Source organism: Sporolactobacillus shoreicorticis (assembly GCF_024125445.1).
In the GTDB taxonomy this organism is placed as follows: Bacteria; Bacillota; Bacilli; order Bacillales; family Sporolactobacillaceae; genus Sporolactobacillus; species Sporolactobacillus shoreicorticis.
The window spans coordinates 34336-59171 of sequence record NZ_JAMXWM010000016.1; the positions used below are offsets into that span (position 1 = coordinate 34336).

General features: G+C 43.4%; 25 protein-coding genes. 5 read left to right on the forward strand and 20 right to left on the reverse strand.

Features of this window, described 5'->3' with window-relative positions; genetic code table 11:
* Positions 1 to 28 precede the first annotated feature (28 nt).
* Together gloA2 and deoD are read left to right on the forward strand one after the other, a co-directional pair.
* Complete coding sequence (gene gloA2, locus NIE88_RS13475; protein WP_253062823.1) at positions 29 to 421, forward strand: SMU1112c/YaeR family gloxylase I-like metalloprotein; 393 nt, start codon at positions 29 to 31, stop codon at positions 419 to 421.
* A 75-nt stretch (positions 422 to 496) separates the two neighbouring features.
* Positions 497 to 1207 (forward strand): purine-nucleoside phosphorylase, encoded by a 711-nt coding sequence (gene deoD, locus NIE88_RS13480; protein WP_253062825.1) that lies wholly within the window; start codon positions 497 to 499, stop codon positions 1205 to 1207.
* Positions 1208 to 1388: 181 nt separating this feature from the next.
* Here the strand turns inward: deoD and NIE88_RS13485 are convergent, their stop codons facing one another.
* The 7 genes from NIE88_RS13485 to NIE88_RS13515 form a co-directional block, all read right to left on the reverse strand.
* Entirely contained in the window at positions 1389 to 1700 is a 312-nt protein-coding gene (locus NIE88_RS13485; RefSeq protein ID WP_253062926.1) for an NUDIX domain-containing protein, read from the reverse strand.
* Positions 1700 to 1846: an NUDIX hydrolase gene (locus NIE88_RS13490; RefSeq protein ID WP_253062827.1), complete on the reverse strand. Its 147-nt coding sequence runs from the start codon at positions 1844 to 1846 to the stop codon at positions 1700 to 1702. The genes NIE88_RS13485 and NIE88_RS13490 overlap by 1 nt, the downstream gene beginning before the upstream one ends.
* Before the next feature lie 24 nt (positions 1847 to 1870).
* Positions 1871 to 2947, reverse strand: coding sequence for an AI-2E family transporter (locus NIE88_RS13495; RefSeq protein WP_253062829.1), 1077 nt, complete (start codon positions 2945 to 2947; stop codon positions 1871 to 1873).
* A 292-nt stretch (positions 2948 to 3239) separates the two neighbouring features.
* Positions 3240 to 4478 (reverse strand): dihydrolipoamide acetyltransferase family protein, encoded by a 1239-nt coding sequence (locus NIE88_RS13500; RefSeq protein WP_253062831.1) that lies wholly within the window; start codon positions 4476 to 4478, stop codon positions 3240 to 3242.
* An 86-nt stretch (positions 4479 to 4564) separates the two neighbouring features.
* The gene (locus NIE88_RS13505; protein ID WP_253062833.1) at positions 4565 to 5599 is read right to left on the reverse strand and encodes an alpha-ketoacid dehydrogenase subunit beta; all 1035 of its coding nucleotides are present in this window, start codon (positions 5597 to 5599) and stop codon (positions 4565 to 4567) included.
* Between the two features lie 30 nt (positions 5600 to 5629).
* Complete coding sequence (locus NIE88_RS13510) at positions 5630 to 6625, reverse strand: thiamine pyrophosphate-dependent dehydrogenase E1 component subunit alpha (RefSeq protein WP_253062835.1); 996 nt, start codon at positions 6623 to 6625, stop codon at positions 5630 to 5632.
* A gap of 131 nt (positions 6626 to 6756) precedes the next feature.
* Entirely contained in the window at positions 6757 to 7539 is a 783-nt protein-coding gene (locus NIE88_RS13515; RefSeq protein WP_253062837.1) for an SDR family NAD(P)-dependent oxidoreductase, read from the reverse strand.
* A 331-nt stretch (positions 7540 to 7870) separates the two neighbouring features.
* Between NIE88_RS13515 and NIE88_RS13520 the strand changes: the two genes are divergently transcribed.
* A complete protein-coding gene (locus NIE88_RS13520) occupies positions 7871 to 9133 on the forward strand; it encodes an ammonium transporter (RefSeq protein ID WP_253062839.1) in 1263 nt (420 codons plus the stop codon).
* A 141-nt stretch (positions 9134 to 9274) separates the two neighbouring features.
* On the opposite strand, the gene rnz is transcribed toward NIE88_RS13520, so the two are convergent.
* The 6 genes from rnz to NIE88_RS13550 form a co-directional block, all read right to left on the reverse strand.
* Complete coding sequence (gene rnz, locus NIE88_RS13525; protein WP_253062841.1) at positions 9275 to 10210, reverse strand: ribonuclease Z; 936 nt, start codon at positions 10208 to 10210, stop codon at positions 9275 to 9277.
* Between the two features lie 63 nt (positions 10211 to 10273).
* Positions 10274 to 11479, reverse strand: coding sequence for a DNA polymerase IV (locus NIE88_RS13530; protein ID WP_253062843.1), 1206 nt, complete (start codon positions 11477 to 11479; stop codon positions 10274 to 10276).
* A 41-nt stretch (positions 11480 to 11520) separates the two neighbouring features.
* Positions 11521 to 12642 carry a M20/M25/M40 family metallo-hydrolase gene (locus NIE88_RS13535; RefSeq protein WP_253062845.1) on the reverse strand — a complete coding sequence of 374 codons (1122 nt, stop codon included), beginning with the start codon at positions 12640 to 12642 and terminating at the stop codon, positions 11521 to 11523.
* Between the two features lie 217 nt (positions 12643 to 12859).
* Positions 12860 to 13954, reverse strand: coding sequence for a sensor histidine kinase (locus tag NIE88_RS13540; RefSeq protein ID WP_253062847.1), 1095 nt, complete (start codon positions 13952 to 13954; stop codon positions 12860 to 12862).
* Entirely contained in the window at positions 13951 to 14625 is a 675-nt protein-coding gene (locus tag NIE88_RS13545) for a response regulator transcription factor (RefSeq protein WP_253062850.1), read from the reverse strand. The genes NIE88_RS13540 and NIE88_RS13545 overlap by 4 nt, the downstream gene beginning before the upstream one ends.
* Before the next feature lie 152 nt (positions 14626 to 14777).
* Entirely contained in the window at positions 14778 to 15695 is a 918-nt protein-coding gene (locus NIE88_RS13550; protein ID WP_253062852.1) for a DMT family transporter, read from the reverse strand.
* Between the two features lie 118 nt (positions 15696 to 15813).
* Between NIE88_RS13550 and NIE88_RS13555 the strand changes: the two genes are divergently transcribed.
* Both NIE88_RS13555 and NIE88_RS13560 read left to right on the forward strand, forming a co-directional pair.
* Positions 15814 to 16695, forward strand: coding sequence for a LysR family transcriptional regulator (locus NIE88_RS13555; protein WP_253062854.1), 882 nt, complete (start codon positions 15814 to 15816; stop codon positions 16693 to 16695).
* 223 nt (positions 16696 to 16918) lie between these two features.
* A complete protein-coding gene (locus tag NIE88_RS13560) occupies positions 16919 to 17203 on the forward strand; it encodes a chorismate mutase (protein WP_253062856.1) in 285 nt (94 codons plus the stop codon).
* 76 nt (positions 17204 to 17279) lie between these two features.
* On the opposite strand, the gene NIE88_RS13565 is transcribed toward NIE88_RS13560, so the two are convergent.
* The 7 genes from NIE88_RS13565 to NIE88_RS13595 form a co-directional block, all read right to left on the reverse strand.
* A complete protein-coding gene (locus NIE88_RS13565) occupies positions 17280 to 18572 on the reverse strand; it encodes a dihydrolipoamide acetyltransferase family protein (RefSeq protein WP_253062858.1) in 1293 nt (430 codons plus the stop codon).
* A gap of 18 nt (positions 18573 to 18590) precedes the next feature.
* Positions 18591 to 19574: an alpha-ketoacid dehydrogenase subunit beta gene (locus NIE88_RS13570; protein ID WP_253062860.1), complete on the reverse strand. Its 984-nt coding sequence runs from the start codon at positions 19572 to 19574 to the stop codon at positions 18591 to 18593.
* A 15-nt stretch (positions 19575 to 19589) separates the two neighbouring features.
* Positions 19590 to 20615: a thiamine pyrophosphate-dependent dehydrogenase E1 component subunit alpha gene (locus tag NIE88_RS13575; RefSeq protein WP_253062862.1), complete on the reverse strand. Its 1026-nt coding sequence runs from the start codon at positions 20613 to 20615 to the stop codon at positions 19590 to 19592.
* Positions 20612 to 22036 carry a dihydrolipoyl dehydrogenase gene (gene lpdA, locus NIE88_RS13580; protein WP_253062864.1) on the reverse strand — a complete coding sequence of 475 codons (1425 nt, stop codon included), beginning with the start codon at positions 22034 to 22036 and terminating at the stop codon, positions 20612 to 20614. Before lpdA ends, NIE88_RS13575 begins: the two co-directional genes overlap by 4 nt.
* A 242-nt stretch (positions 22037 to 22278) precedes the next feature.
* Entirely contained in the window at positions 22279 to 23262 is a 984-nt protein-coding gene (locus NIE88_RS13585; protein WP_253062866.1) for a DUF4003 family protein, read from the reverse strand.
* A 258-nt stretch (positions 23263 to 23520) separates the two neighbouring features.
* Complete coding sequence (locus NIE88_RS13590) at positions 23521 to 24165, reverse strand: ABC-2 transporter permease (protein ID WP_253062868.1); 645 nt, start codon at positions 24163 to 24165, stop codon at positions 23521 to 23523.
* A gap of 27 nt (positions 24166 to 24192) precedes the next feature.
* Complete coding sequence (locus NIE88_RS13595) at positions 24193 to 24819, reverse strand: ABC-2 transporter permease (RefSeq protein ID WP_253062870.1); 627 nt, start codon at positions 24817 to 24819, stop codon at positions 24193 to 24195.
* Positions 24820 to 24836 lie beyond the last annotated feature (17 nt).

The following is a 24836-nucleotide window of genomic DNA, read 5'->3' on the forward strand; positions in this document are numbered from 1 at the left end:
AACGAAGCCGAAGAAAAGGTGTGAGACCATGGAATTTCAAGGGATTCATCATTGCGCAATTATCAGTTCTAATTATGAACGATCAAAACATTTCTATGTAGATGTGTTAGGGTTTTCTATAATTAACGAAGTCTACCGAGAGGAGCGCAACTCTTATAAACTGGATCTTGCCATCGGCAATGAAAAAAACGGAAAAATCGAACTTTTTTCATTTCCAAATCCACCTCAGCGGCCAACACATCCTGAGGCATGCGGGCTGAGACATCTCGCTTTCGCCGTGGAGAACTTAGAGAAAAATGTTACCGAACTGAACAACAACGGGATCAAGACAGAACCCATTCGTATTGATCCGATTACCGGAAAGCTCTTTACATTCTTCAGAGATCCCGATAATCTGCCGCTTGAACTCTATCAAGATTAATTTATTTTAACTGCATTGCTGTATGCATGATAAAATTAGGTTAGACTTGTTTCATTTTGAAGGAGGAACGATATAGTGAGCATTCATATCGAAGCAAAACCTGGTGAAATCGCAGAACGCATTTTGCTTCCTGGTGATCCATTGCGTGCGAAATATATTGCTGAAACATATCTAGACGAAGTAACCCAGTACAACAATGTGCGCGGAATGCTCGGATTTACCGGTACTTATAAAGGGGAGCCGGTTTCGGTACAAGGTACCGGAATGGGGATTCCCTCAATATCTATTTATGTCAATGAATTGATTCGTAACTATGGCGTAAAAAAATTAATCCGTGTCGGTACCTGCGGCGGCGTTCAGAATGGAATTCATGTTCGAGATGTTATTCTGGCCATGTCCGCAACTACTGATTCATCCATTAATCACGGTGTTTTCCCAAATATCGATTATGCGCCTACTGCCGATTTCGAGCTTCTCCACAAGGCGTACAGCATCGGTACAAAGCTAGGCCTTTCATTACGAACCGGCAACATTTTATCTGCCGATGTTTTCTATCGGGACAGTATGGAAGTTGTAAAAAAATTAGGTGAGTATGGCGTACTAGCAGTGGAAATGGAGACCTCAGCGCTTTACACATTAGCAGCCAAATATGGGGTTCAGGCATTGACTGTTTTAACGGTCAGCGATCACATTTTCTCAGACGAGCCGGATACGACAGCCGCCGAACGTCAGACAACATTCAACGACATGATTAACATTGCTCTTGAAACTGCAATCAGCAACTGAGTTATGCATCGTTTTCATTAACTTAGTTGAAATCAATTTTGGTATTGATTTATTGGTTCATTTACTGCCGATGAATGTCAAGTTGAAAAGGCCTTTCACGAATGAACCAAATAACAATCCATTAATAAAAATTTCAAAGAAAAAAGCATTGATCCATCATCCATTGATCAGTGCTTTTTCCCTATTCATGATTCTGCCGTGCGAAATAATCATCAAGGATTCTTTTCTGGTTCTTCAGAATAAAATTCGGAAGATCTTTTTGTGTTCGAAACTCAAAACGTTCTGATTCAGTTTTGTCAATATGCCATTCGCCTTCAATCGAGCCTGCCTCATAAGCGATCGTTACGGGGTAGTACTGATCCCCGTTTTCAGCCACAGAAGGTGTCTTTACACCGGAATAAACTTGAAAGAGACGAAGTCCGCAAACGCTTAAACCAGTCTCTTCACAAATTTCTCGGCTCGCCGTTTCTTCTGCAGTTTCGCCAATCTCCATCAATCCTCCAGCCCCCAGCTTCCTTCTGGAAATTTGCGCTTTTGAAGGAGCACTGCTCCTCGCTGATCGTGAATGATTGTAACTGCACCAACCAGAATAATCGGTTCATGTCCAATCTTGCTCCTCAGATTCTGTATATACCCCATAGATTAATTCCTCCCCTGATCATGTTACTGCTTGCGCAATTGGAACAATTTGTAAACACGAGTCACAATCACTTTACACACAGCATAAAAGGGTATTGCGAGCAGCATGCCGATAATACCGGCCAAATTTCCTGCAACAAGTAATATACAGATGATAGTCAGTGGATGAATATCTAATTTTCTTCCCATGACAAGCGGCGAGATCACATTGCCCTCGATTTGCTGGACAACAGTAACCCCAATAATGACATAAAGGGCTAAAATCGGTGATTGAATAAAGGCGACGATTACGGCCGGTATTGTTGCAATAAATGAACCGATAAACGGGATAACATTTGTAAACAGTATGACCAGAGCGAGTACCAGCGAGTAGTGCAGCCCGATAATCAAGTACCAGATATAAATAAAAATAAAATCAAACAGCAAAACGATCATTTGACCCTGAATGTAGCCGCTCAGCGTCTGATCCATATCCTTAAGTATCTCTACCGCCTTTTCGCGATGCTCCACAGGAATAAATTTCATGACACCTCGAGACATGCGGTCACCATCCTTTAAAAGATAAAAAAGGATAAAAGGAATGACTGCAATAATGAGCACCGTACCGGTAATTGATTGAATAATTGACAGAATGTTATTTCCAATTGTAGTCGCCATTGTAGACAGCGATTTTGAAAAACGGTTGGCAAAATCAAGGTATGGAATTTCATCCAAATGCATCTTCGAAAAGATTTCGCTCTGTTGAAAGTTAACCAGCTGCTCGCCAAGCTGCTGTACCAAACCCGGCATGCTTGTAATTAAAGAAAGAAATTGATTATATAGGAGCGGGCCAAAATTAAATAGAAGCAAAGTGATCAGTCCGAGGACGACTAAATAAATAATGATTATGGCAACAACTTTTGGAACCTTAAGCCGTACCAATCCTCGAACAAGCGGGCGCAATAAATAATACAACAGTCCAGAAATAATGAGAGGAGCGGCTAGCGACGTAAACAGAACACCAATGGGCTGTAAAATAAAGGTAAGTCTAGAACCTACCATAAGTATTATTAATATCAGAAGCACCCAAACTGCAAAACGAAAATATTTAGATTTCGGCATGACCATTCCCCAATCTTTCAAAGATGCCGATAAAACGGCTAACATCCACCTCATTATTGTACCCTATTTCATAATCACTAATCCAATATAATTCAAGTCTCAGATAGAATCCCAAAAACAATGGGTGTTAAAAAGTTGCTGAACGATCCGTTTCTTCATCAATCCTTTCTAAACAATAAAAACAGGAAACAGCCGTTTATCCGGATCCGTTTCCTGCATAACTTGTCTATTTGATTCAATTCATTTAATTTAACAACATTCAACTCAGTAAATAATCACTAAATCAAAGATTTTAGAGTACCAGTTTAAATGGCGCTTCCAGGTTTTGTTTAACCGTCGCTAAAAATGCTGCCGCCGGTGCTCCGTCAACTGCCCGGTGGTCAAAGGTCAGACTGAGCGGCATAAGGCTGCGCTTCTTCAACTCATCGCCAACATAAACCGGCTGCTCTGAAATAGTTCCCACACCAAGAATCCCTACTTCAGGAGGATTAATCACCGGAGTAAAGAAACCGACACCATATGTCCCTAGTGAAGTAATGGTAAATGTTGAGCCGCTTAACTGAAGTTTATTCAATTCCGAACCGCGTGCTTGCTTGCTCGCTTTGCGAATCTCGCGTGAAACAGCGCTTAAAGATTTTTTGTCCGCATCTTTAATGACCGGAACAACGAGTCCTTCATCAAGCGCCACAGCCACGCCAAGATGAACGGTATCAAAAGTCGTGATCGTATCCCCTTCATAAATACTGTTCATCGCTTTGTGTTCAAGCAATGCGTTTATTGCCGCCTTAGCAATAAAATCAGTTATCGTTAGGCGCACTTCATCATTGATTTGATACGCTTCACGCGCTTTTTTCTGGAAAGCAATCAGTTCCGTGACATCGACAGTAGTCTGCAGAGTCAATTGCGCCGTTGTCTGCAAACTGTTGAACATTCGATCCGAAATAACTTTACGCATCCCGGTCACTTTCTTTGCAGTCCCGTTACTTAGTGAAGATACCGGTACCGGAGTTGGAGCAGATTTAGCTGCTTCGGCTGGCTGCTGAGCTTTTTTAACCTGAGCTGCGGCGACGTCTGCCTTTGTAATTCGTCCCATTGGTCCTGTACCGGTAACAGTGGCTAAATCTACATTTTTGATTTTCGCCAAACGTCGAGCTGCCGGTGATACGCGAAGTCGCGGTTCTTCACCTTTTAACGGTTCAGGATCAGACGCTACTTCCGGAACTTCGACAACCTGATCTTCTTGTTTCTTTTCCGGCGCCGGTGCAGACGCTGCTGGCGAACTTACCGCTTCGCCCGGAGCACCAATGTATCCTAATGGTTGGCCGATTGGAACGACATCATCAACATCTGCTTCAATATCAATAAGAACACCTTCTTCCGGTGCCTCCAACTCCTTTTCAATTTTATCTGAACTGATGGAAACAACAGACTCGCCCTTTTTTACTGAATCCCCTTTTTGTTTCAACCATTCGACAACCGTTCCTTCTTCCATGCCCATGCCCATTTTTGGCATGATGATTTCTACCGCCATTTTTTCCTCGCTCCTTTCGGATAAACTCAGAAGGGATACCAAGATCACTCAAGGAGTATCCCACTATACTATTGATTGCTGATTACTTACACGGCCGAGAAAACTTTATCGCCAACCATAACGCTGAATGCATCGATAATTTTCTCAGGTGTCGGCATATACAGCTTCTCAAGCGGCGGAGAAAACGGTACTGGTGCATGAGGAGCAGTCACACGCTTAATTGGCGCATCCAAATAATCAAAGGCTTTATCTCCGACAATCGCTGCAATATCAGTGGCCGCGCTGCAGCGAGGATAAGCTTCATCGACGATAATCAGTCGTCCTGTCTTTTTTACTGAATTGATAATCGTATCTTCATCAAGAGGTGACAAGGTTCTCGGGTCGATTACTTCCGCTTCAAAGCCTTTCTTTGCCAATTTATCGGCGGCTTTCAAAGCGGTATATACTTGTTTCCCAAGGCCGACAATTGTCAAGTCATTGCCTGCACGCTTGATTTCGGCCTTTCCAAACGGAATCGTATAGAATCCTTCACCGACCTCACCCTTCATTCCATAAAGGGTTTTATCTTCAAATACCACGACAGGATCGTCATCAAAGATTGCGCTGAGCAGCAGTCCTTTCATATCATATGGATTGCTTGGGATGACCACTTTGATTCCCGGAATATGTGTGAACAACGCATAGAGACTCTGCGAGTGCTGAGCCGCTGCGTTGAATCCGGCACCGTCAATTGTTCGGATGGTTAACGGAACTTTGGCTTTCCCACCGAACATATAATGAAATTTCGCGGCTTGATTCATGACTTCGTCTAAACAGCTGCCGATAAAATCATTAAACATCAATTCTGAGATCGGGCGCAATCCGGTTGCTGCCGCAGAAACAGCCGCGCCCATATATCCGGCTTCGGCAATCGGTGTATCAATCACTCGATCACGTCCGAATTCCTCAACGATTCCTTTTGTAACTCCAAAAACGCCGCCCCACGCACCTTGATCCTGCAAATGATCGACTTCCGCGCCGCCCGCGACATCTTCGCCGATTAAAATTACATCATCGTCTTTACGCATTGCAACTCGTATTGCATCATTAATTGCTTCTGAATAACTCATTTTAACTGCCATTGCGAGCACCTCCAGATTTATCCAAACGATTTAATAAGAGACATAGACATCGGTGGTGACTTCTTTATCATCAGGGAATGGACTTTCCTCACTGAATCGGACCGCCTCATCGATGGCTGCCTTTACCGAATCATCAATTTCCTTGATCTCTTCGGCCGATAAAATTTTGTTTTTCTTTAAATAGCCCTGGAATCTGAGAATGGCGTCTTCATCAGTAACAGCATTCTGTTGTTTTTCCTTGTCTTTATATGATTGCGTATCGCCTTCAAAGTGTCCGAAGTCACGATAAGTCATGCATTCAAGAATCGTCGGGCCTTCACCTTTGCGCGCGCGAGCAACAGCTTTTCCCGCAGCATCATAAACGGCAGTTAAATCCTTCCCGTCCACCGTCTCTCCTGCGATCTTATATACTTTAGCAAAATCTGAAATCCGATCAGCCGCCGCCGCATACTCAAAGGTTGAAGCTTCACCAAATCCGTTATTTTCGCAGACAAAAATAACGGGAAGTTTCCAGATGGCAGCCATATTCACTGCTTCATGAAACGTACCGTGGTTGCTTGCTCCATCGCCGAAGAAGCAGACGGCGACATTATTTGTTTTCTTAACTTTTGCCGTTAGTCCCGCACCGATTGCAAGCGGCAGTCCCGCGCCTACAATACCATTGGCGCCCAACATGCCTTTTGATACGTCCGCAATATGCATGGAGCCTCCCTTGCCTTTGCAGAGTCCCGTCGCACGTCCGTAGATCTCAGCCATCATACCGTTCAAATCACAGCCTTTTGCGATACAATGTCCATGTCCACGGTGTGTACTCGTGATACTGTCACTGTCAGTCAAGTGAGCGCACACTCCTACCGCGACCGCCTCTTCTCCCGCATATAAGTGAACAAAACCCGGTATCTCACCTTTTGCAAAGATTTCATGCACAGCAGTTTCAAACTGACGAATCTCTTGCATTTTCGTATAAATCCATTTTGCTTTCTCAACGGTCATGTCTTTAGCGGATGCTTGTGTTTCAGTTTGCATTCTGACTCCTCCCGTCATATAGCGCTTACAAAATAGAGCAGACAAATAAATGTAAGCGTTTTCTTACGAATTAATGATACACTTTTTGCACGCAATATGCAAAATATATAAATATTCATCTAAAAAAATGCTTATTTCATATTAATAATACGTCCGAAAATTTTCTCAAACACTCCGGGCATTAATTGATACAGCTTTGCACCCATCCCCATGTACCAAGGAAGATTAATTTCCCTCTTATTTCTTTCAATTGCTCGAATCACTTTTTCCGCTACAGTGCGGGCATCAAGCATAAAGCGTCCTGCCTTTTCCAAATAATGTCCTGAAGGATCGGCAAGCTTTAGAAATGGAGTACGAATCGGACCAGGATTCACAACAATTACGCGGATCCCTTTCTTCGCTACCTCCATCCTCAACCCATTCGAGAAACCGATTACCGCATGCTTTGTTGCACCATAGACGACTGACTTTGATGTCGTTATGATTCCTGCAAGCGACGCAATGTTAACGACACACCCATGTTTTTGTTGCATCATTGATGAAAGAACTGCCTGAGTGCAGTGAATAAGTCCTTGTACATTAACCGCAAACATTTGATCAATCATTCCGGAGTCCATTTCCGAAAATAATTCGAATTTTCCAACTCCCGCACAATTAATTAGTACGTCGATACGGTGGAAACGTGAAATAATTTTTTTTACGATCAAGTGAATCGAATCGATGTCGGTTAAGTCAAATAAATAATAATCAGCCAAGCCGCCTTCAATATTAATTTGTCTCTGTAATTCGGCTAGTTTCTCTACATTGCGGGCAAGAAGCACAACTTGAGCACCTTTTGAAGCAAACAAACGTGCAAGTTCACTTCCAACCCCGCTCGAGGCACCGGTAATTACAATTATTTTATTTTGAAACATAAATGATACTCCCTCAGTTTTAAATCTTCATTGTCTACACAAGACTATTATAATAACATTGCATTTAATAGAAAACATACTTTCTCTCCGTTTCAGATGCTAATCAATCGGATTTATTCACAATTATCTAAATAGAATAAAAAAAGAAAATCAACATGAAAAAACTCAATAAATGAAGAATATCGGGTATAAAGTCATGAAAAATAGTGACTAAATTGTTGAAATTGAAAAGGCTTACACAAATAAAAGAATATTTTTAATATTTAGTTGTAACTTTTACTGACATGATATGTTATAATTACTTCATCAAAAAAAAGGGGGCATTAACTTAATGAAACCAACAGATGCAATAACAGTAAGTCTGGATTCTTTATGGGTTATGGTTGCAGCAATTTTAGTTCTCCTTATGCAAGCCGGATTCGCATTTCTCGAAGCAGGTTCACTGCGCAGCAAAAATGCGGGCCACATTACAGGAAAGCAGATTATTACACTCGGCGTTTCCTCAATCGTTTTTTGGGCAGTTGGTTACGGGGTCGCTTTTGGCGATGGTAATGCATTTATTGGCGGTTCTAAATTTTTCCTGAGCGGCGTCCCAAGCGGTTATGATTCGATTTTCTTCCTTTTCCAACTGGCGTTTGCCGCTGTTTCGCTGGCAATTGCCTGGGGTGGTTTTGCCGAACGCGCCAAGCTGTCTGTGTATTTTATTTTCGGAACGATTTTCGTTGCGATCATTTATCCGGTCGTTGGTCACTGGGTATGGGGCGGCGGCTGGTTAAGCACGCTTGGCATGCAAGACTTTGCCGGATCGACAGTCGTTCACCTTCAGGGTGCGACAGCCGCATTAATCGGAACCCTTCTCCTCGGACCTAGAATTGGTAAGTTTGTCGATGGAAAAGCAAAAACAATTCCTGCTCACAGCATTCCATTTGTATATCTCGGTACATTTATTCTGTGGATCGGCTGGTTCGGATTCAACGCCGGCAGTACCGTATCAACCGGTGTTGCAACGAAAGGCTACGGACAGTTCTTCGGCTATGTTGCGCTGACCACCAATCTGGCGGCGGCAGCAGGTGCACTTGGAGCGTTGTTTGCAGCGATGATCCTCTCTAAAAAGGCTGATATTGGCGCAATGTGTAATGGCGTGCTGGCTGCTCTAGTTGCCATCACTGCATCCTGTGCATTTGTCGAACCTTGGGCAGCAATCGTTATTGGAGCTGTTGCCGGTGCGTTTACTTACTGGACTTCAATTTTCCTTGAAAGCAAAGGTCTTGACGATCCGATCTATGCATTTTCCGTACATGGCATCTCCGGTGTTATCGGTACTCTTTCAACCGGACTCTTCGCCGCTCCGAAGCTTGTTGCCCTTGCCGGCGTCGGCAAGGCGGGACTTTTCTACGGCGGTGGCCTGCATCAATTAGGTGTTCAGGCACTCGGCGTTATCGCTGCATTTGCTTTTGTTGCTATTGCTTCACTGATTGTGCTTTCGATCATGAAAGCAACGATGGGACTCCGTGTATCTGCTGAAGCCGAAAAGGCAGGACTTGATATCAGCGAACATGGTGCATACGGTTACGGTGAAACAGAAGCAAAATAATCTGCCTACTTAATGAAACATCGATGTACATGAAAAAATAAGGCTCCCTTTTCTGGGAGTCTTATTTTTTACTTTGGTCAGGCACACACATAGATCGAATGCTTAAATTACAATTATTCCCGAATGACAAATCCTTTTTTATCAATGCCGTGATTGATACTTTAATTCATAAGTCCACAAATCATGAGCGAGAAAAGTAATCGGGAAAATTGCTTTTGCTTCGTCAAGCAGTGCCGATTGCTTTTTTTTCTGATATCTTGAACTTAAATGAGTTAGAATCAACGCCTTCGCTTGTGCATGATCTGCTGTTGATGCGGCCTGCAAGGATGTAGAGTGGTGATAATCATGAGCAAGCTGATCACAATTACCGCTGAATGTCGCTTCATGAATAAGCAGATCTGCATTTTTAGCAAGATGCAAGGACATCTCACAGGGCCTCGTGTCGCCTAAGATCGTGATTGTTCGTCCCTTACGCCGCTTGCCGATAAAAGCGGCCGTATCCAAAACGCGTCCGTCCGGCAGCGTAACGCTTTCCTGCTCTTTTATTTTCTTGTAGATAGGGCCCGGACGTACACCGAAATTCAATAGCTTGTCCACAAGCAATTCTCCAGGCTGATCTTTTTCAGTGATCCGATAACCATAGGTTTTTATGCCATGATCCAATTCGCCTGCATCTACAATAAAATGATCATTCTCATACACAGTACGTTCTGAATCAATTTCATATACATTAACCGAGTAACAGAGATGTGTTCCGGAAACTCGAAGTGATGTTTCTATATAGTCCCTTAACCCTTTTGGACCAATGAGAGTTAACGGTGTAAGTGCCCCTTGAAAAGATCGGCTGCCAAGTATACCCGGCAAACCGAAAAGATGATCCCCATGTAAGTGTGTGATAAAAATTACAGATAACTTCGTCAATTTAACTGACGTATAAAGAATCTGTCGTTGAGTCCCCTCACCACAATCAAAAAGCCATAAATCGCCATCATATTCTGGAAAGTTCACGGCTAATGACGTAACATTTCGTTCCTTCGCCGGCATCCCCGCACCTGTTCCTAAAAATGTAAACCTCATTCTATCCAATCCACCCTTTATACCACTAACTACACATATTTTTAACCTTTTGTTTTACGATTTTTACATTCCAAATGAATCTCCCATTCGTTTCTTATCAAGCAAGCGCGTTGCCGGCAGCAAAGTTTCTTCTCCAAATTGGTCGTTGATTTGATCAACTAAATTGATCAGACGCTCAGACTGAGCATCCTTCTGGTACGAAAACAAATCGAGCTGTTTCGTCGAAGCGCTCACGGATTGAAAAGAGGCAAGCGTAATGCCAAGCAAGCGAACAGCATCTCCTTTCCAATTGGAACGAAAGACAGAAAATGCAAGATTCTCAATTTCTTCCAAGCTGCGCAACGGTTGTACCGTTGTTTTATGTCTTGTAACCGTAGTCCAATCATAATAACGGATCATCACAATAAGTTCGTAGCTGGCCACATGTTCTTTCTTTAACTGAAAAGCTAATTTAGCCGATAACTGATGCAGCGTATCTTGAATTATTTTCAGTGATCGTGTGTCCTGAGACAGAGTCACTGAATGTCCGATGTTTTTATAACGCTCCCAGGCACTTGGATCAACTGAACGATCGTCCTGTCCATTGGCTAATTCAAAAAGTCTGCGGCCATTTGCTCCAAAATGTCGTTCAACAAGAATCGGATCATGATTTGCAAGATCTCCGATTGTCACGATACCTTCCGAATTAAATTTCTGTTCTGTTTTCGGTCCAACACCATGCATTTTACCAATAGGCAACGACCATAGCAGATCCGCCAACTGTCGTTTTCGAATGACTGTCATACCCATTGGTTTTTTCATATTCGATGCCATTTTTGCGAGAAACTTATTAGGCGCGATACCAATACTGCACGGCAAATGAAGCTCACTGACGATCCTGTTTTGGATATTGCCTGCAAGCTTCAAAGGATGTATTTTATTCTGGGCACTCACGTCAAGATAACCTTCATCAATGGACGCTTTTTCGACCAATGGAGTATATTCTGTAAGCATTTCGAATAGTTGATCCGAAGTTCGGCGATACAGGGAAAAATCAGGATGACGCACAACGAGGTTCGGACACAGTTTTTTCGCCTCACGAACCGTCATTGTTGTCTGCACCCCTCTTTTTCTTGCCTCATAACTGCTCGTCACAATGATGCCATGCCGTTCCTCCGTCTTTCCAGCGATCGCGAGCGGCTGTTCTTTTAGTTCCGGATGATTGGCGATTTCAACTGAGGCGTAGAAGCTGTTCATATCAATATGAAAGATGATTCTTGCGCTTGTCATCACCATTCGCCGCCTTATTCGTACATCATTCTTTCTTAAGATTAATCTTTTTCAACCGCTTGATCAACTAAAGCAAGAACGAGTTCAGTTGTTTTTGCTAATTCCTTAATTGCAATTTTTTCTTTGACTGTATGAATGTTTTCATAACCGACACCTAAATTGACTGTTGGTATTCCTTTGCTGCAAAATACATTTGCGTCGCTCCCACCGCCGCTTTGGAACAAATGCGGTGTTCTGCCAACTGCTTCAATCGCCCTTGATGCAAGCCGCACCACAGCATCCTCACTGCCGAATTTGTATCCTGGATACATGAAATCAACATGAACCTCGGCTTTTCCTCCCATTTTCATGGCAGTATCCTCAAAGGCTCCATTCATTTTCATAATCTGCGTCTCCATTTTTTCTTTAACCAGTGAACGAGTTTCCGCAATCACTTTAACGTAATCACAGACAATGTTTGTCGCTTTACCACCTTCAAAGCTGCCAATGTTTGCGGTTGTATCATTATCGATTCGACCGAGTGGCATTTTTGCAATAGCTTTAGCTGCCAATGTAATTGCCGATACACCTTTTTCCGGTTCAATACCGGCATGTGCCGGTTTTCCGAATAGATCAACCGCGAGTTTTGCTTGATAGGGCGCTGCAACTACTACATCCCCGACAGGTCCGTCGCTATCGAGAACAAAACCATAATCAGCATGAACCAAAGACATGTCAAGCGCTTTTACTCCGAGCAAACCAGACTCCTCGCCAATAGTAATAATGAACTGAACCTCGGCATGTTGCTGCTGTTCTTCATTCATTGTTTGAATGGCCTCTAGTATTGCTGCTATGCCCGCTTTATCGTCAGATCCGAGAATCGTTGTTCCATCTGAAGTAATATAGCCATCTTTAATTACCGGCTCAACACCTTTTCCCGGAAGTACCGTATCCATATGCGTACCAAGAAAAATCACTGTTCCCTTTTTTGTTCCGCGAAGTGTGCAGACTAAAATGTTCGCACCATGACCGGTTTTTCTTTTTGCCTGATCCTCTTTAACCTCCAGCCCGAGTGCTTCACATTTTCGCTTGAGCAGTTCAAAAATCTTGCCTTCGTCGCCGGTTTCGGAATCAATACGAACCAGTTCACTAAAGGTGTTCACTAAACGTGCTTCATTGATCAAAAAAATCCCTCATTTCTTGAACCTTTCACTATATCATAACATATTGCTCCTATTGAAAAGTTTAACCAAGATCTACTATAATAGACAAGTATCAAGGAAGGAAGGGATTTTTGTACAATGTCAAAAAAGTTGTTTCGAATTGTTATTTATATATTGATTGCCACACTGTTGCTTTCAACCATATCTGCCTTTATTGTCTCTATTCTTAACGAGGCTCTCAATTAACCAGTGTTGATTCATTCATGTTTCTTTGCTGCAATGTTACGAAGAAGGTTGTTCCTTTTCCATATTCGCTCGTCACATGAATTTCTCCATGATGCAGATCGACGATTTTTTTAACAATCGATAAGCCAAGTCCGTTTCCGCCGCGCTTTGCCGTTCTGGAACGATCTGCCTTATAGAAGCGTTCAAACAAATGAACAAAGTCTTCTTTTTTAATCCCTATTCCTGTGTCTGACAACCGAAATTGTACTTCACTGTTTTTCTCCTTCAGTTCGACCGTTATTTCTCCATGATCCGGAGTGAACTTAATGCTGTTATGGATTAAATTCATCCACACTTGATTCATTAATTCATGATCGGCATAAACAGAGGCAGGCGCTAATTTAATCGTTAAAGTCAATTTTTTTGAACTCCATTGCGGTTCCAAAGTAAGCAGACATGAGCGGATTTGCCGGTCTGCCCGGTAGTGTTCAAGCTTCAACGGCTGCCGATCATTTTCCAATGCGGTTAATTTTAGCAGGCTGTCACTCAGTTTGGAAAGCCGATCCGCCTCTGTCTGAATAATATTCAAATAATGTTCGCGTTTTTCATCGGACAAGTGTTTGTCCTCAAGCGCGCGCGCGAATCCTTTGATTGAGGTAAGAGGCGACTGTATTTCATGGGACACATTAGAAATGAATTCCTGACGCACTTGCTCAAGCTGCCCCAGTTCTTTGGCCATATAGTCCACACTTTCCACGAGCTGGACGAAAGGATTAGCACGGTTTTTTCCATCTCCGGGAAGGGCAACATCAAGCTTTATTTCAAAATTTCCCTTCGCCATCTGTTTCAGTGCTTGAATAATTGTCTGAAAATAGGACAGGCGTTTCGGCGTTAAATGCCTGGTAATCAATGATATGACCAGGCCAAAGAAAAGCAGGCCGAGCAGTGCGCTCGCCAGATGCACAGCAAGCGGTGACAAATGAAGCGAAGCATAGTGCAGAATAAAACGAATCAAGAAATAGAAAACAGTCCATAATACCGTAAGTGAAGCGAGCATGCCGATAATCACTGTCAGCGATTTGATACAGTTTATCACTCGATTTTTCATAGGCACTCTACCAGTCGATATCCGATTCCCCGAACAGTTTTAATTTTAAATCCGCATTGCTGTTCATCAAAGCGCTCGCGCAACCTCTTGATATGCACATCAATCGTGCGCTCGTCTCCCCCATAGTCATAACCCCAAATGTTTTCGATTAAGTCATCTCGAGTAAATGTGCGCCCAGGTGTTCCTGCGAGCATAAAGAGCAGTTCAAACTCTTTCATCGGAATCATAATATGCGCACTTCCCTGTGAAATCGTATAGGATTTTTGATCTAAGATCAGTCTGCCGATCCGCACTTGCTGCGAAACAGCAACTTGATAGCGCTTAATCAAAGCCTTCACACGCATGACAAGCTCAATAGGTTCAAAAGGTTTAACCAGATAATCATCCGCCCCCAGTTCAAAGCCCTTAACCTTCTGCATCGTTTCTCCTTTCGCCGTCAGCATTAAAATCGGAATCTGCTGTGTGCGGCGCACTTCACGGCAGAAGGTCCATCCGTCCATCTCAGGCATCATAATATCTAAAATAATAAGTACAATCGATTCTTGATCAAGTATTGTTAATGCCTGCTTCCCGTTTTCTGCTTCAATGCAGGGCAAGTTTTCATTTTCTAGAAACACAGTCACTAACTCGCGAATATGCGGATCATCGTCAATAACGAGTATTTTGTTCACGGTTTCTTCAGCTCCTTTTCACACAACCTTGTTATGTACAGTGTGCATGCAAACTGTGAACGGAAAATGAATCAATGAGCGCTGATAAAGATTATAACGCATAGTAATTCCAAATGCATCTCAGAAATCGTGTACTTCCCTATTTATCTATTTTACTTATCTGGACGGCTGAACTTCTTAAACAGAGAGACAGCAAACCATGTCCGAAGCATTTTACGCTCATCACCAAGTCTGATTTCCATAATGACAATACTGAACAAAACAAGTACGGCTCCGATTGACGCCTGAGCAGATAACCGTTCTCCGACAAACAGGTAGGCAAACAGCGCTGCAAATACAGGCTCTAATGAAAAAATAAGTCCTGCGTGGAGATCCGAAGTATATTTTTGTGCAATGTTTTGCAGCAAATAACCGACTGCGCTGCATAAAATTGCCAACCCAAGAACGGAAGTCCATGCCATTAAGGTTACAGGCAATTGAAACGGCTCAAGGATCAGGGCAAGCAGCAAGGACAGAGCACCGGTGAACCCCATCTGCCAGATACTGAACGCAAGCGCAGGTACCTGCTTACTGACATGGCCGGCAAAAATAATATAACCTGCGTTGAATAATGCACCAATAATACAGAACAGATCACCACTGCTGAGCATGAGTGAAGAGGTACCGGTTAAAAGAAAAATGCCAATTAATGAGACACCTGCTCCGGTCATCATGCGTCTTGACGGCAGACGTCGCGTGATCAGCAAATGAAGAAGCGGGACAAAGATAACTGTAAGGCTATTCAGAAATCCCACCTTTGATGCGGATGTCGTCAGCATGCCAAACATGAGAAATGCAAAAACACCGAGAAGCATCAGACTTTGCAGCAGGCTGTAGACCAGTGTTCTGAAATCCGTATGAAGAAGGGCACGGTGGAAAAATAAGGCCATGATGATAAAAGCAATTAAAAATCGCAAAGCAATAAAAGTAAAGATCCCTAAATCATCCAGTCCAGTTTTCATAAACAAGTAAGAGGTACCCCAAAGAACAGTGACCATGACAAGCACCCAGTCTGCTTTTTTTTGATTCATGCTGCAAACCCCCGATTCGATTATTTTCTTCATCAGTATAATTGATACATTGTCATTAATAAAATGAATGTTTATAATATTAAGTATTAATCTATTTCATAGATAAACGAGGATAATCATGAGTTTAATTAAGTATCAAATTCTGACTAAAGTTATCGAATTCAACAGTTTCACAAGGGCAGCCGATCATCTCGGACTTACGCAATCTGCGGTCAGTCATGCCATCACAAATTTGGAGCAGGAATTTGGATTTCAATTGATTAACAGAAATCGCGTTGGACTCTCCCTGACACATGAAGGTGACTTGCTCCTCCCGTCCATAAACGCAGTGCTGCAAATGGATGAGACCCTGCATCAGGAAGCCTCGGCAATTCTTGGGGTGAAAAAAGGGACCGTGTCCGTCGGTGTATTTACAAGCGTCTGCAGACATCTCTTGCCGCAAATTGTTGAGAGGATGGATAAGCTGTACCCTTTAGTAAAAATCCGCCTTTTCGATGGAAATTATGAAGAAATTGAGCAGGCATTGATTCGCGGAGAACTGGACTGCGGATTTGTGACGAAAACGGAGATCAAGTCTGTCTGCGTCACTCCATTAAAGAAAGATCGCATGCTTTGCATTGTTTCACCGAAAAGTCCGCTCTACAACCAAAAGAAAGTAGCCTTTAAACAGATTGAAGACGAGCCCTTTATCATGCCGGCGTTCGGAGGATTTCACGAAATTAAACGTCTGTTATCCGAACACCAATGCACGCCCGCTATTCGTTTTGAGCTCATGGAAGAAAATGCGATACTTGCGATGGTCGCTCATCATCTCGGCATCAGCATTCTTCCGGAACTTGTTCTTCCCGAAAACATTAAGCCGCTTCGAGCAATTCCGTTTACTGTTGATCGTTTTCGAACGATCGGGCTTGCCTCACGAATACCTGCTTCACCTGCTGCCCAATGTTTCGCGGATATTGTTCGTGAATTGATTCACGACGATGAATCTGCAAGCGGGTAATCCAGAAATGTCACATGAAAACCAATCTTTATTGACAGATACTTTTTAAAGCACATGGAATTTACTCCGGTTCATTCCTATTCAATTAATAAAAAGCTCATTTGCTGCCTATTTGATGATTTGGAGGGTGAAAGCAAGTTCACATTCCGTTTCACCAAACAGTTGAACCAATAATCGTGCAGCATTCAACTAATAGAAACAACAGAGGATTGGAGCACTGGCTATGACCGATTTACGTAAGCTGCGCCAAAATATTGATAAGATTGACGAACAGTTAAGCGGTCTCATTAATCAACGTATGATGATTGCGCGAGCTGTCGCTCAATACAAAAAAGATCATAATTGCCGCGTACTTGATACGGAACGCGAAAATGAAATTATTCAAAAAGCATGTGAACGAAGTGCCAGTGAGGCATTAAAGCCTTATCAGGAAATCTTTTTCAGACAATTGATGGCTCTGAGCCGAGACTATCAAAGGGAAATCATTAAGAATGAAAACGATAAATAAACAAAACGGGCAAAATCCTCCTGTCTTTGTTCCGGAACAAAGACAGAAGGATTTTTAATACGTAACTGTTTAATTCTCAATATATGGGCGTATTCTCCGGGTTGATCGTTTCCAACAATTCCTTCACACGCGCAAGAAAACGACCGGTAATCAGTCCATCCAGTACGCGATGATCAATAGAAATACATAGGTTGACCATATCCCTGATCGCGATCATGTTATTGATAACGATCGGTCTTTTGACAATCGACTCAATCGAAAGAATCGCTGCCTGCGGATAATTAATGATCGGCTGTGATTGAATCGAACCGAATGACCCCGTATTATTGACCGTAAAGGTTCCTCCCTGCATATCGTCCGGAAATAATCGATTTTCACGAACATTAGCCGCGAGTTCATCTACCGCAAATGCAAGTCCTTTAATGCTTTTTTCATCCGCATGCTTAATCACTGGTACATAGAGTGCCTCATCTGCTGCAACAGCAAGTGAAATGTTAATAACCTTCTTCTCAATAATCTTGTCACCAGCCCAAGTGCTGTTTATACGCGGAAATTCTTTCAGTGCAGTAACAATTGCTTTAATAAAAAAGGGCAGATAGGTCAATTTATGGCCCTCTTTTTTAAAAAAAGCGCCTTTGATCTGATTACGATAGTTCACCAAATTCGTGACATCCACTTCGATCATTGTCCACGCATGCGGTATTTCATGCTTACTGCGAAGCATATTCGACGCAATGGCTCGGCGAACACCTGTCAGCGCCACGACTCGATCTCCCGCTTCATTAACAGAGGTTCGCGGAGCATGGACCGCCGGCTTTACCACTTCTTTGGCAACAGCCTCAGAAAAGCATCCGGCTGCTGAAGGCTGCGAAGCAGCTGCGACAGCTGCAGGCTCTGTTATGGTACGTTCTTCAGCTGCGGACGCAATATATTTTTCAACATCCTTACGTGTAATTCGGCCGCTTCTGCCCGTTCCGGCTATCTGATCCAAGTCCAGTTCATGTTCCTGAGCCAGTTTCAAAACAGCGGGTGAATAACGTCTCTTCATTGATGTATCCTTTTGTTCTTCTTTTTGAGTGGTTTTTCCTGCCGCACTCTTTACCGGCTTTTCAGCAGTTGGTTCCGCCCCCTCGACTTCAATGGTACAAATCGGTTCACCAACGGGCAATGTATCTCCTTCATCTACAAGAAGTTCAGTTATTTTCCCGGAAAAACTCGACGGAATTTCCGCATTGACTTTATCTGTCGTTACTTCGGCAATCGGATCATATTTTTTAACCGTATCTCCGACGGAAATCAGCCATTGACTGATCGTTCCTTCTGTCACACTTTCACCTAATTGCGGCATTGTCATTTGTTTGACACTCATTCAACTGCCCCCGTCCTGTTAAAATTCAGCTAAATTCCGGATTTCCTTTTCTACTTGTTCCGGTTTCACCATAAATGCGTGTTCTAAAGGTCCGGCATAAGGCATGGCCGGCGCATCCGGGGCAGCGAGCCGTCTGATCGGCGCATCTAAGTCAAACAAGCAGTTTTCGGCGATAATTGCCGCTGCCTCGCTGATCACGCTGCCTTCCTTTGTGTCTTCAGTTAGAAGCAATACTTTACCGGTTTTTCGTGCAGCCTCAATGATTGCTTCCTTATCCAAAGGATATACCGTACGAAGATCAAGGATATGTGTTGAGATCCCCTCGGCGGCAAGCTTATCAGCAGCCTGCATGGCATAATGCACCATTAGCCCATAGGTGATCACGGTAACGTCAGTACCGACGCGTTTAACATCCGCCGTGCCAAGTGGAATTGTATAGTCATCCACCGGAACCTCGCCTTTAATCAAACGGTAGGCACGTTTATGTTCAAAGAAAATAACAGGGTCATTATCCCTAATTGATGCTTTAAGCAGCCCTTTTACATCATATGGAGTCGATGGAATGACAATTTTCAGTCCAGGCACATTGGCAAAGATTGCTTCCATTGATTGTGAATGATAGAGACCGCCATGTACGCCACCGCCAAATGGAGCACGAATGGTCATAGGAACAGACCATTCATTGTTCGAACGATAGCGTGTTTTCGCCGCTTCAGAAATGATTTGATTGGCTGCCGGAAGCATGAAATCGGAAAACTGCATTTCCGCAACGGGACGCATGCCATACATAGCCGCACCAATTCCAACTCCGGCAATTGCTGATTCGGCAAGTGGCGTATCGATAACGCGATTTTCTCCATATTTATCGTATAGTCCCTTCGTTGCTTGGAATACACCTCCACGTTTACCGACGTCTTCACCCATCACAAACACATTTTCATCTCGACTCATTTCTTCATCCAATGCCTGAGTCACGGCTTCAATATACGAAAGTACAGGCAATTGCACTCTCCCCCCTCAGTTCTTTTCCTCATAGACGTAACGTAAAACAGAGTCAGGATCAGCGAACGGTGCATTTTCTGCATAATCGGTCGCTTCGTCAATTTCGTTGCGAATCTGATCTTCCATTTCTTTTTCTCGTACTTCAGTAAGGACGCCGACGGATCGCAAATAAGCGGCAAAGGTAAGGACACCATCGTGTTTCTTTGCTTCATTGACCTCCTCCTTTGTCCGGTAGGTCATATCATTATCATCACTGGTATGCGGCATTAAGCGGTAGCAATTTGCTTCCAGCAAAGTCGGCCCTTCTCCGCGGTGAGCCCGATCAGCGGCTTCTTTGACCGCTGCGTATGCTGCAAGCGGATCATTGCCGTCAAATGATTTCCCGAACATACCGTACCCGATTGCTCGATCCGAGACATGGGCGCAAGCTAATTGATGCTTCAGTCCCACTGAAATCGCGTATTGATTATTTTCACACATGAAGATGACCGGCAGCTTATGGACGGCCGCAAAGTTGGCTGCTTCATGAAAATCGCCTTGGTTTGATGATCCTTCACCAAAATCCACAAAGCTGACAAGATCGTCTCCTTTGATTTTGGCAGCAAGTGCAATACCGACTGCGTGCGGATTCTGAGTTGTCACCGGTGACGAATGACTGAGCATCCGCAATTTGCGATAGCTGAAGTGCCCAGGCATTTGGCGTCCTGCAGAACTTGGATCTTCTGCCTTAGCAAAGTTATTGAGCATCATTTCTTTGATCGTCATGCCCCAAGCAAAAACAAAACCAAAATCACGATAATACGGTGCAACGTAATCCTTCTCGCGGTTCAGGCCAAACGCTGCACCGACCTGGGCCGATTCCTGTCCTTGGCAGGACACGACGAATGGAATTTTTCCGGCTCGATTAAGCAGCCAAAGCCGCTCGTCCACTCTTCTGGCCTTCAGCATGTTCTCATACATTGACAAAACAACTTCATCGGACAGTCCTAAATTTTGATGCCGGTTTTTCACGAGCGTCTCTCCGCTTCTTGCTTTAATCATATATGAATCGCCCTCCCGTCTGCCGCTAGTGCGGCTTCTCCGATCACTTCAGATAATGTTGGATGTGGATGAATCGCTTCAGATAATTCCCATGGCGTCGCATCAAGTAATTTTGCCACCGCGGCTTCACCAATCAAGTCTGTCGCATGCGGTCCGTAAATATGAATTCCTAAAAGATCATTGGTCGTTTTATCCGCTACAATTTTTGCAAAGCCTTCAGAATCACCGTAAACAAGTGCCTTTCCAATCGCTCCAAACGGTACTTTTCCAACCTTGACAACGTGTTGCTCCTTCGCTTGTGCTTCTGTCAATCCGATTGAAGCGATCTCCGGGTGTGTGTAGATACAGCGAGGTACAACAAGTTCCGAATGAAGCGGTTCAACCGGAAGTCCTGCCAAATGCTCAACTGCCTTTATCCCTTCATGTGAAGCAACGTGCGCAAGCTGCAGTCCGCCGATCACATCACCGATGGCGTAAATATGCGATTCCTTCGTCTGACCGAAGGCGTTTGTTTTAATATAACCATGATCTGTCTCAATTGATGTATTCGCCAGACCAATATCCTCAGTGTTTGGTATTCTGCCTACAGACACGAGCATTTTCTCAGCTGTAAAGGTTTCAAGCTGACCGCCGATTTCTGCGCTGATTGTGACTTCTTCATCCGTTTTCTTCAACGATTCAGCAAGTACCTTTGCTGAGGTCACAATTTTGATTCCTCGCTTCTTCAGGCTTCTTGCAAGTGTGATTGAAAGTGTTTTGTCTTCTGTGGGAATGATTCGATTGCTGTATTCAACGATCGTCACCTGTGCGCCAAAGTCCGCCAGCATCGACGCCCATTCAACACCGATGACTCCGCCGCCGACGATTAAAATTGATGCCGGACATTCCTGCATTTGCAGAGCTTCATCCGATGTCATGACTTGCTTTCCGTCAAGGTCCAGTCCTTTTAACGATCGCGGCCTCGATCCGGTTGCCAGAATAACATTTTTTGAGATCAGAATTTCATTTTCTCTTCCATCGGCAAATTCAACAGATATTGCTCCGGGAAGTGGTGAAAAAATCGACGGTCCGAGCATTCGCCCCAAACCGTTATAGACATCAATCTTTCCCTTTTTCATCAATTGCTGAATGCCATGATGCAGCTTTTCCACAATCGCTTGCTTTCGTTCTTGAATTTTTTCGAAGCGGAGTGCAACTTCGGAAACGTCAATGCCAAATGAACTGCTTTTCTTGATTTCATCGTATACCTCAGCGCTTCTGAGCAACGCCTTCGTCGGGATGCATCCTTTATGGAGACAGGTACCGCCAAGTGCGTCTTTTTCAACGATGGCGGTTTTTAATCCAAGCTGACTAGCACGAATCGCCGCAACATAGCCGCCGGTTCCACCACCTAATAGGACCAGGTCATAATTTTTGGCCATAAAAAAGTCACTCCTTATTCTTGCATGACTTACATACGTTTTGGTTTTAAAAAGGTTTCATTCGTCCTGATTTTATAAAAACAGTGACTGAAACCATGCATGTACTTTCTTCTTAATGTTATTTTACTCTCGTTTTAAGACAGGTACAAATAATAAAGCAATAGCCAACTTAAAAAACACTCTATAAAACGGCAATGTGCACATTGCCGTTTCTCAAGTATATTGTTTACTAACCTTTTTAATTAATTCCCGCTGTTTGATGCTGCTGCGGCACTCGTGGATGCGGCAATGGCCGCGGCTGTTGCTGCCTGCTGGGCACGAATCACCATTTCCGTCATGACAAGAAGACTTGGATCAATTAATCTTTGTTTGTTCTCGCCGTTTAGCACTTCATTGATGTATAGACTGGCCGCCGTTTGAAAGTAAAGATCTTTGCCGATAAATAAACTGATCTTCTTACTTCTCATCTGTTGATAGAACTCAATCACCGCGCCAGCTGTTTCATATTCGTTTGCAAGTAAAGCAAGCACGCCGTAAATTGGATAGCAGCTCGACCTAAGACGTATTTTTTGATCTTCCAGAGCCTCTTTGATTCGCGCGGTCTTTTGAGCAAGTTTTGAGCCGGTGCTCTCAGAAATATACGCCAGCAGACAGGCGAGCGTCTGAAGATCATCGCATTTTCTAAACCCATTTTTATTTAAGTACGTATAGATATGCTCTTCTTTTTCAAGGAGTTCAGCCACATCTTCTTCAAGCTGAACGAGCAGAACAATAAGTGATACGTCGCTTTTATTTGTTAAAATCGGATGTTCCTTTTTTAATAACCGGTATAGAGAAAATGCCTTTTCCGAAATTTGAAATGCCTTGGGGTGATTCATTCCGGAAAGTATGGCTGCTGCAATATAAGTCTGCTGCTGCCGTGCAAACCCCGCTTTAATGAGATAGCCGTAAATCACGCGAACAGAATTGGGTTCTGCATGTTTCTGAATGAGGATGGCGTTAATACAGAAGCGAATTTCACGGCTGAGCACAGTAAACCACCCGGTCGCGCCTTTCATCTGTTCGTCAATTCTGCGAAATTCGGCCTCATCAAACCGATCACCTGAAGCTGTATAAGTCGCCGCAAGAATGAGCCGTGTACTCGCGGATGTCATCTTTAACCGTTTCGTGAGTAAATCCATATTTTCTTCAAGCAGGCTCAATTGATCATCAAGTGCTGTATTCATCCCGTCACACTCCTTAGTGCGTTCTCCATATTTTAATCGTATCATATATTTTCACAAGGAGCATTAAGGGCCTTTTTCGAGAACCGACTCTATTCTTATGTAATCCGATCCCCTTGAACAGAAAGAAAAGAGCACAGAAAAAGAAAAGCAAACGCATTGTGATCAAACAGCTGCTATAACTCTATCCCCAAAAATACAACAAAACAAACATAGTGATGGCCTTTACTTTGACTCGGTTTCATAAACGGGCAACACCTTTCAATAATTCTTCTTTTTTACAATGGAAAGTGAAAAACAGAAAGAAATAGTAACAACAAACAACGTCCCAATGCTAAGACTGGACAGTGGATGCGCAGTCAAGAACTGAATCTTCTCCAAATTAAAGTCTGATTGTATAAGAAATCCGAGACTGCTTGGTAGGGCAAAAAAGACAGCAATCCCTATCAGTGAAGCGACACGATAACCGAATTGATACATAAATGGGTAAAAAAATGAGGCAAGCATAAAAGTAACACATAACGACACAAAGGCAATAGGTGCGCTTAATAGGTTAACCGTCCCGATCAAGTGAAACATCCCCGAAACCCATGTAAAAAGCACGCTCAAAAGATAAGCGATCCCCCACCATACGGCGATCATCAGAAATTTCGCAGCAATGATGTTCCTGCGCGATGCCGGCATACTGAGCAGCAGTCGCTGTTCGGTATCCGCTCCCTCGTTTGTATTGAAATTGGAGAGCATCGCCATAAAGTAAGCAATAAATCCAATCCCTAAGCAATAGATATAGCCGCCAAGCTGCGGCACGTCCTTCCCCAAGGTCAGAAAATAAAGAATCAAAAATAAGGGTGCGATGAAAGCAGTTTTCCTCTGGGTCAGAATATCTTTTCTTATTAATTGATACATCGGTTCACACTCCCTTTGTAAAAGTAATTAAAGATCTCTTTCCTCAAACAGGCGCACTGATCGATAGTAGGAAAGCAACAAAACGACGACCGCCGCGAATACACTGATTAAAACAAGCAGGCCCGACAATTGATGATCATTGAGATTGATCCATGGTAGTAGGGCGATACATGCTGGCCAAATGACTTGCGCTGCCACTTGTGCGATTTTAATCCCCCAACGGTAATAGGAAAAATAATAAAGAGACAGGAAAATGTACATCGTGCTCATTCCGATTAGAAATGCGGACAAATAAAGAAACACATCGCCGATCACCGCGCCGCCTGAGAAACAAATAAAGAGAATACGAAATCCGAAAAACGCCACAAACACAGCCGTAAACCATACCGAAATCATCAAGTACTTCGCTGTAACAAGCGTGCGTCTTTTGAGCGGCAGACTGATCAAAAGCGCATTTTGTTCATCACTGATTTGCTTTCCAAAATTCGTGTTTACAGCAAATACGCAGGCTACTAAAACAGAAAAAATACTGAGCTTAAAAACGGCATCCACGAAATAGGACTGGGCGCTTATTATGATCAAAATAGCCAGCATAACTAGATAGGTTCGATTTCCCTGAATCACCACGTCTTTTATCATTAAAGATCGCATCATTTAATCTCCCCCTCCAG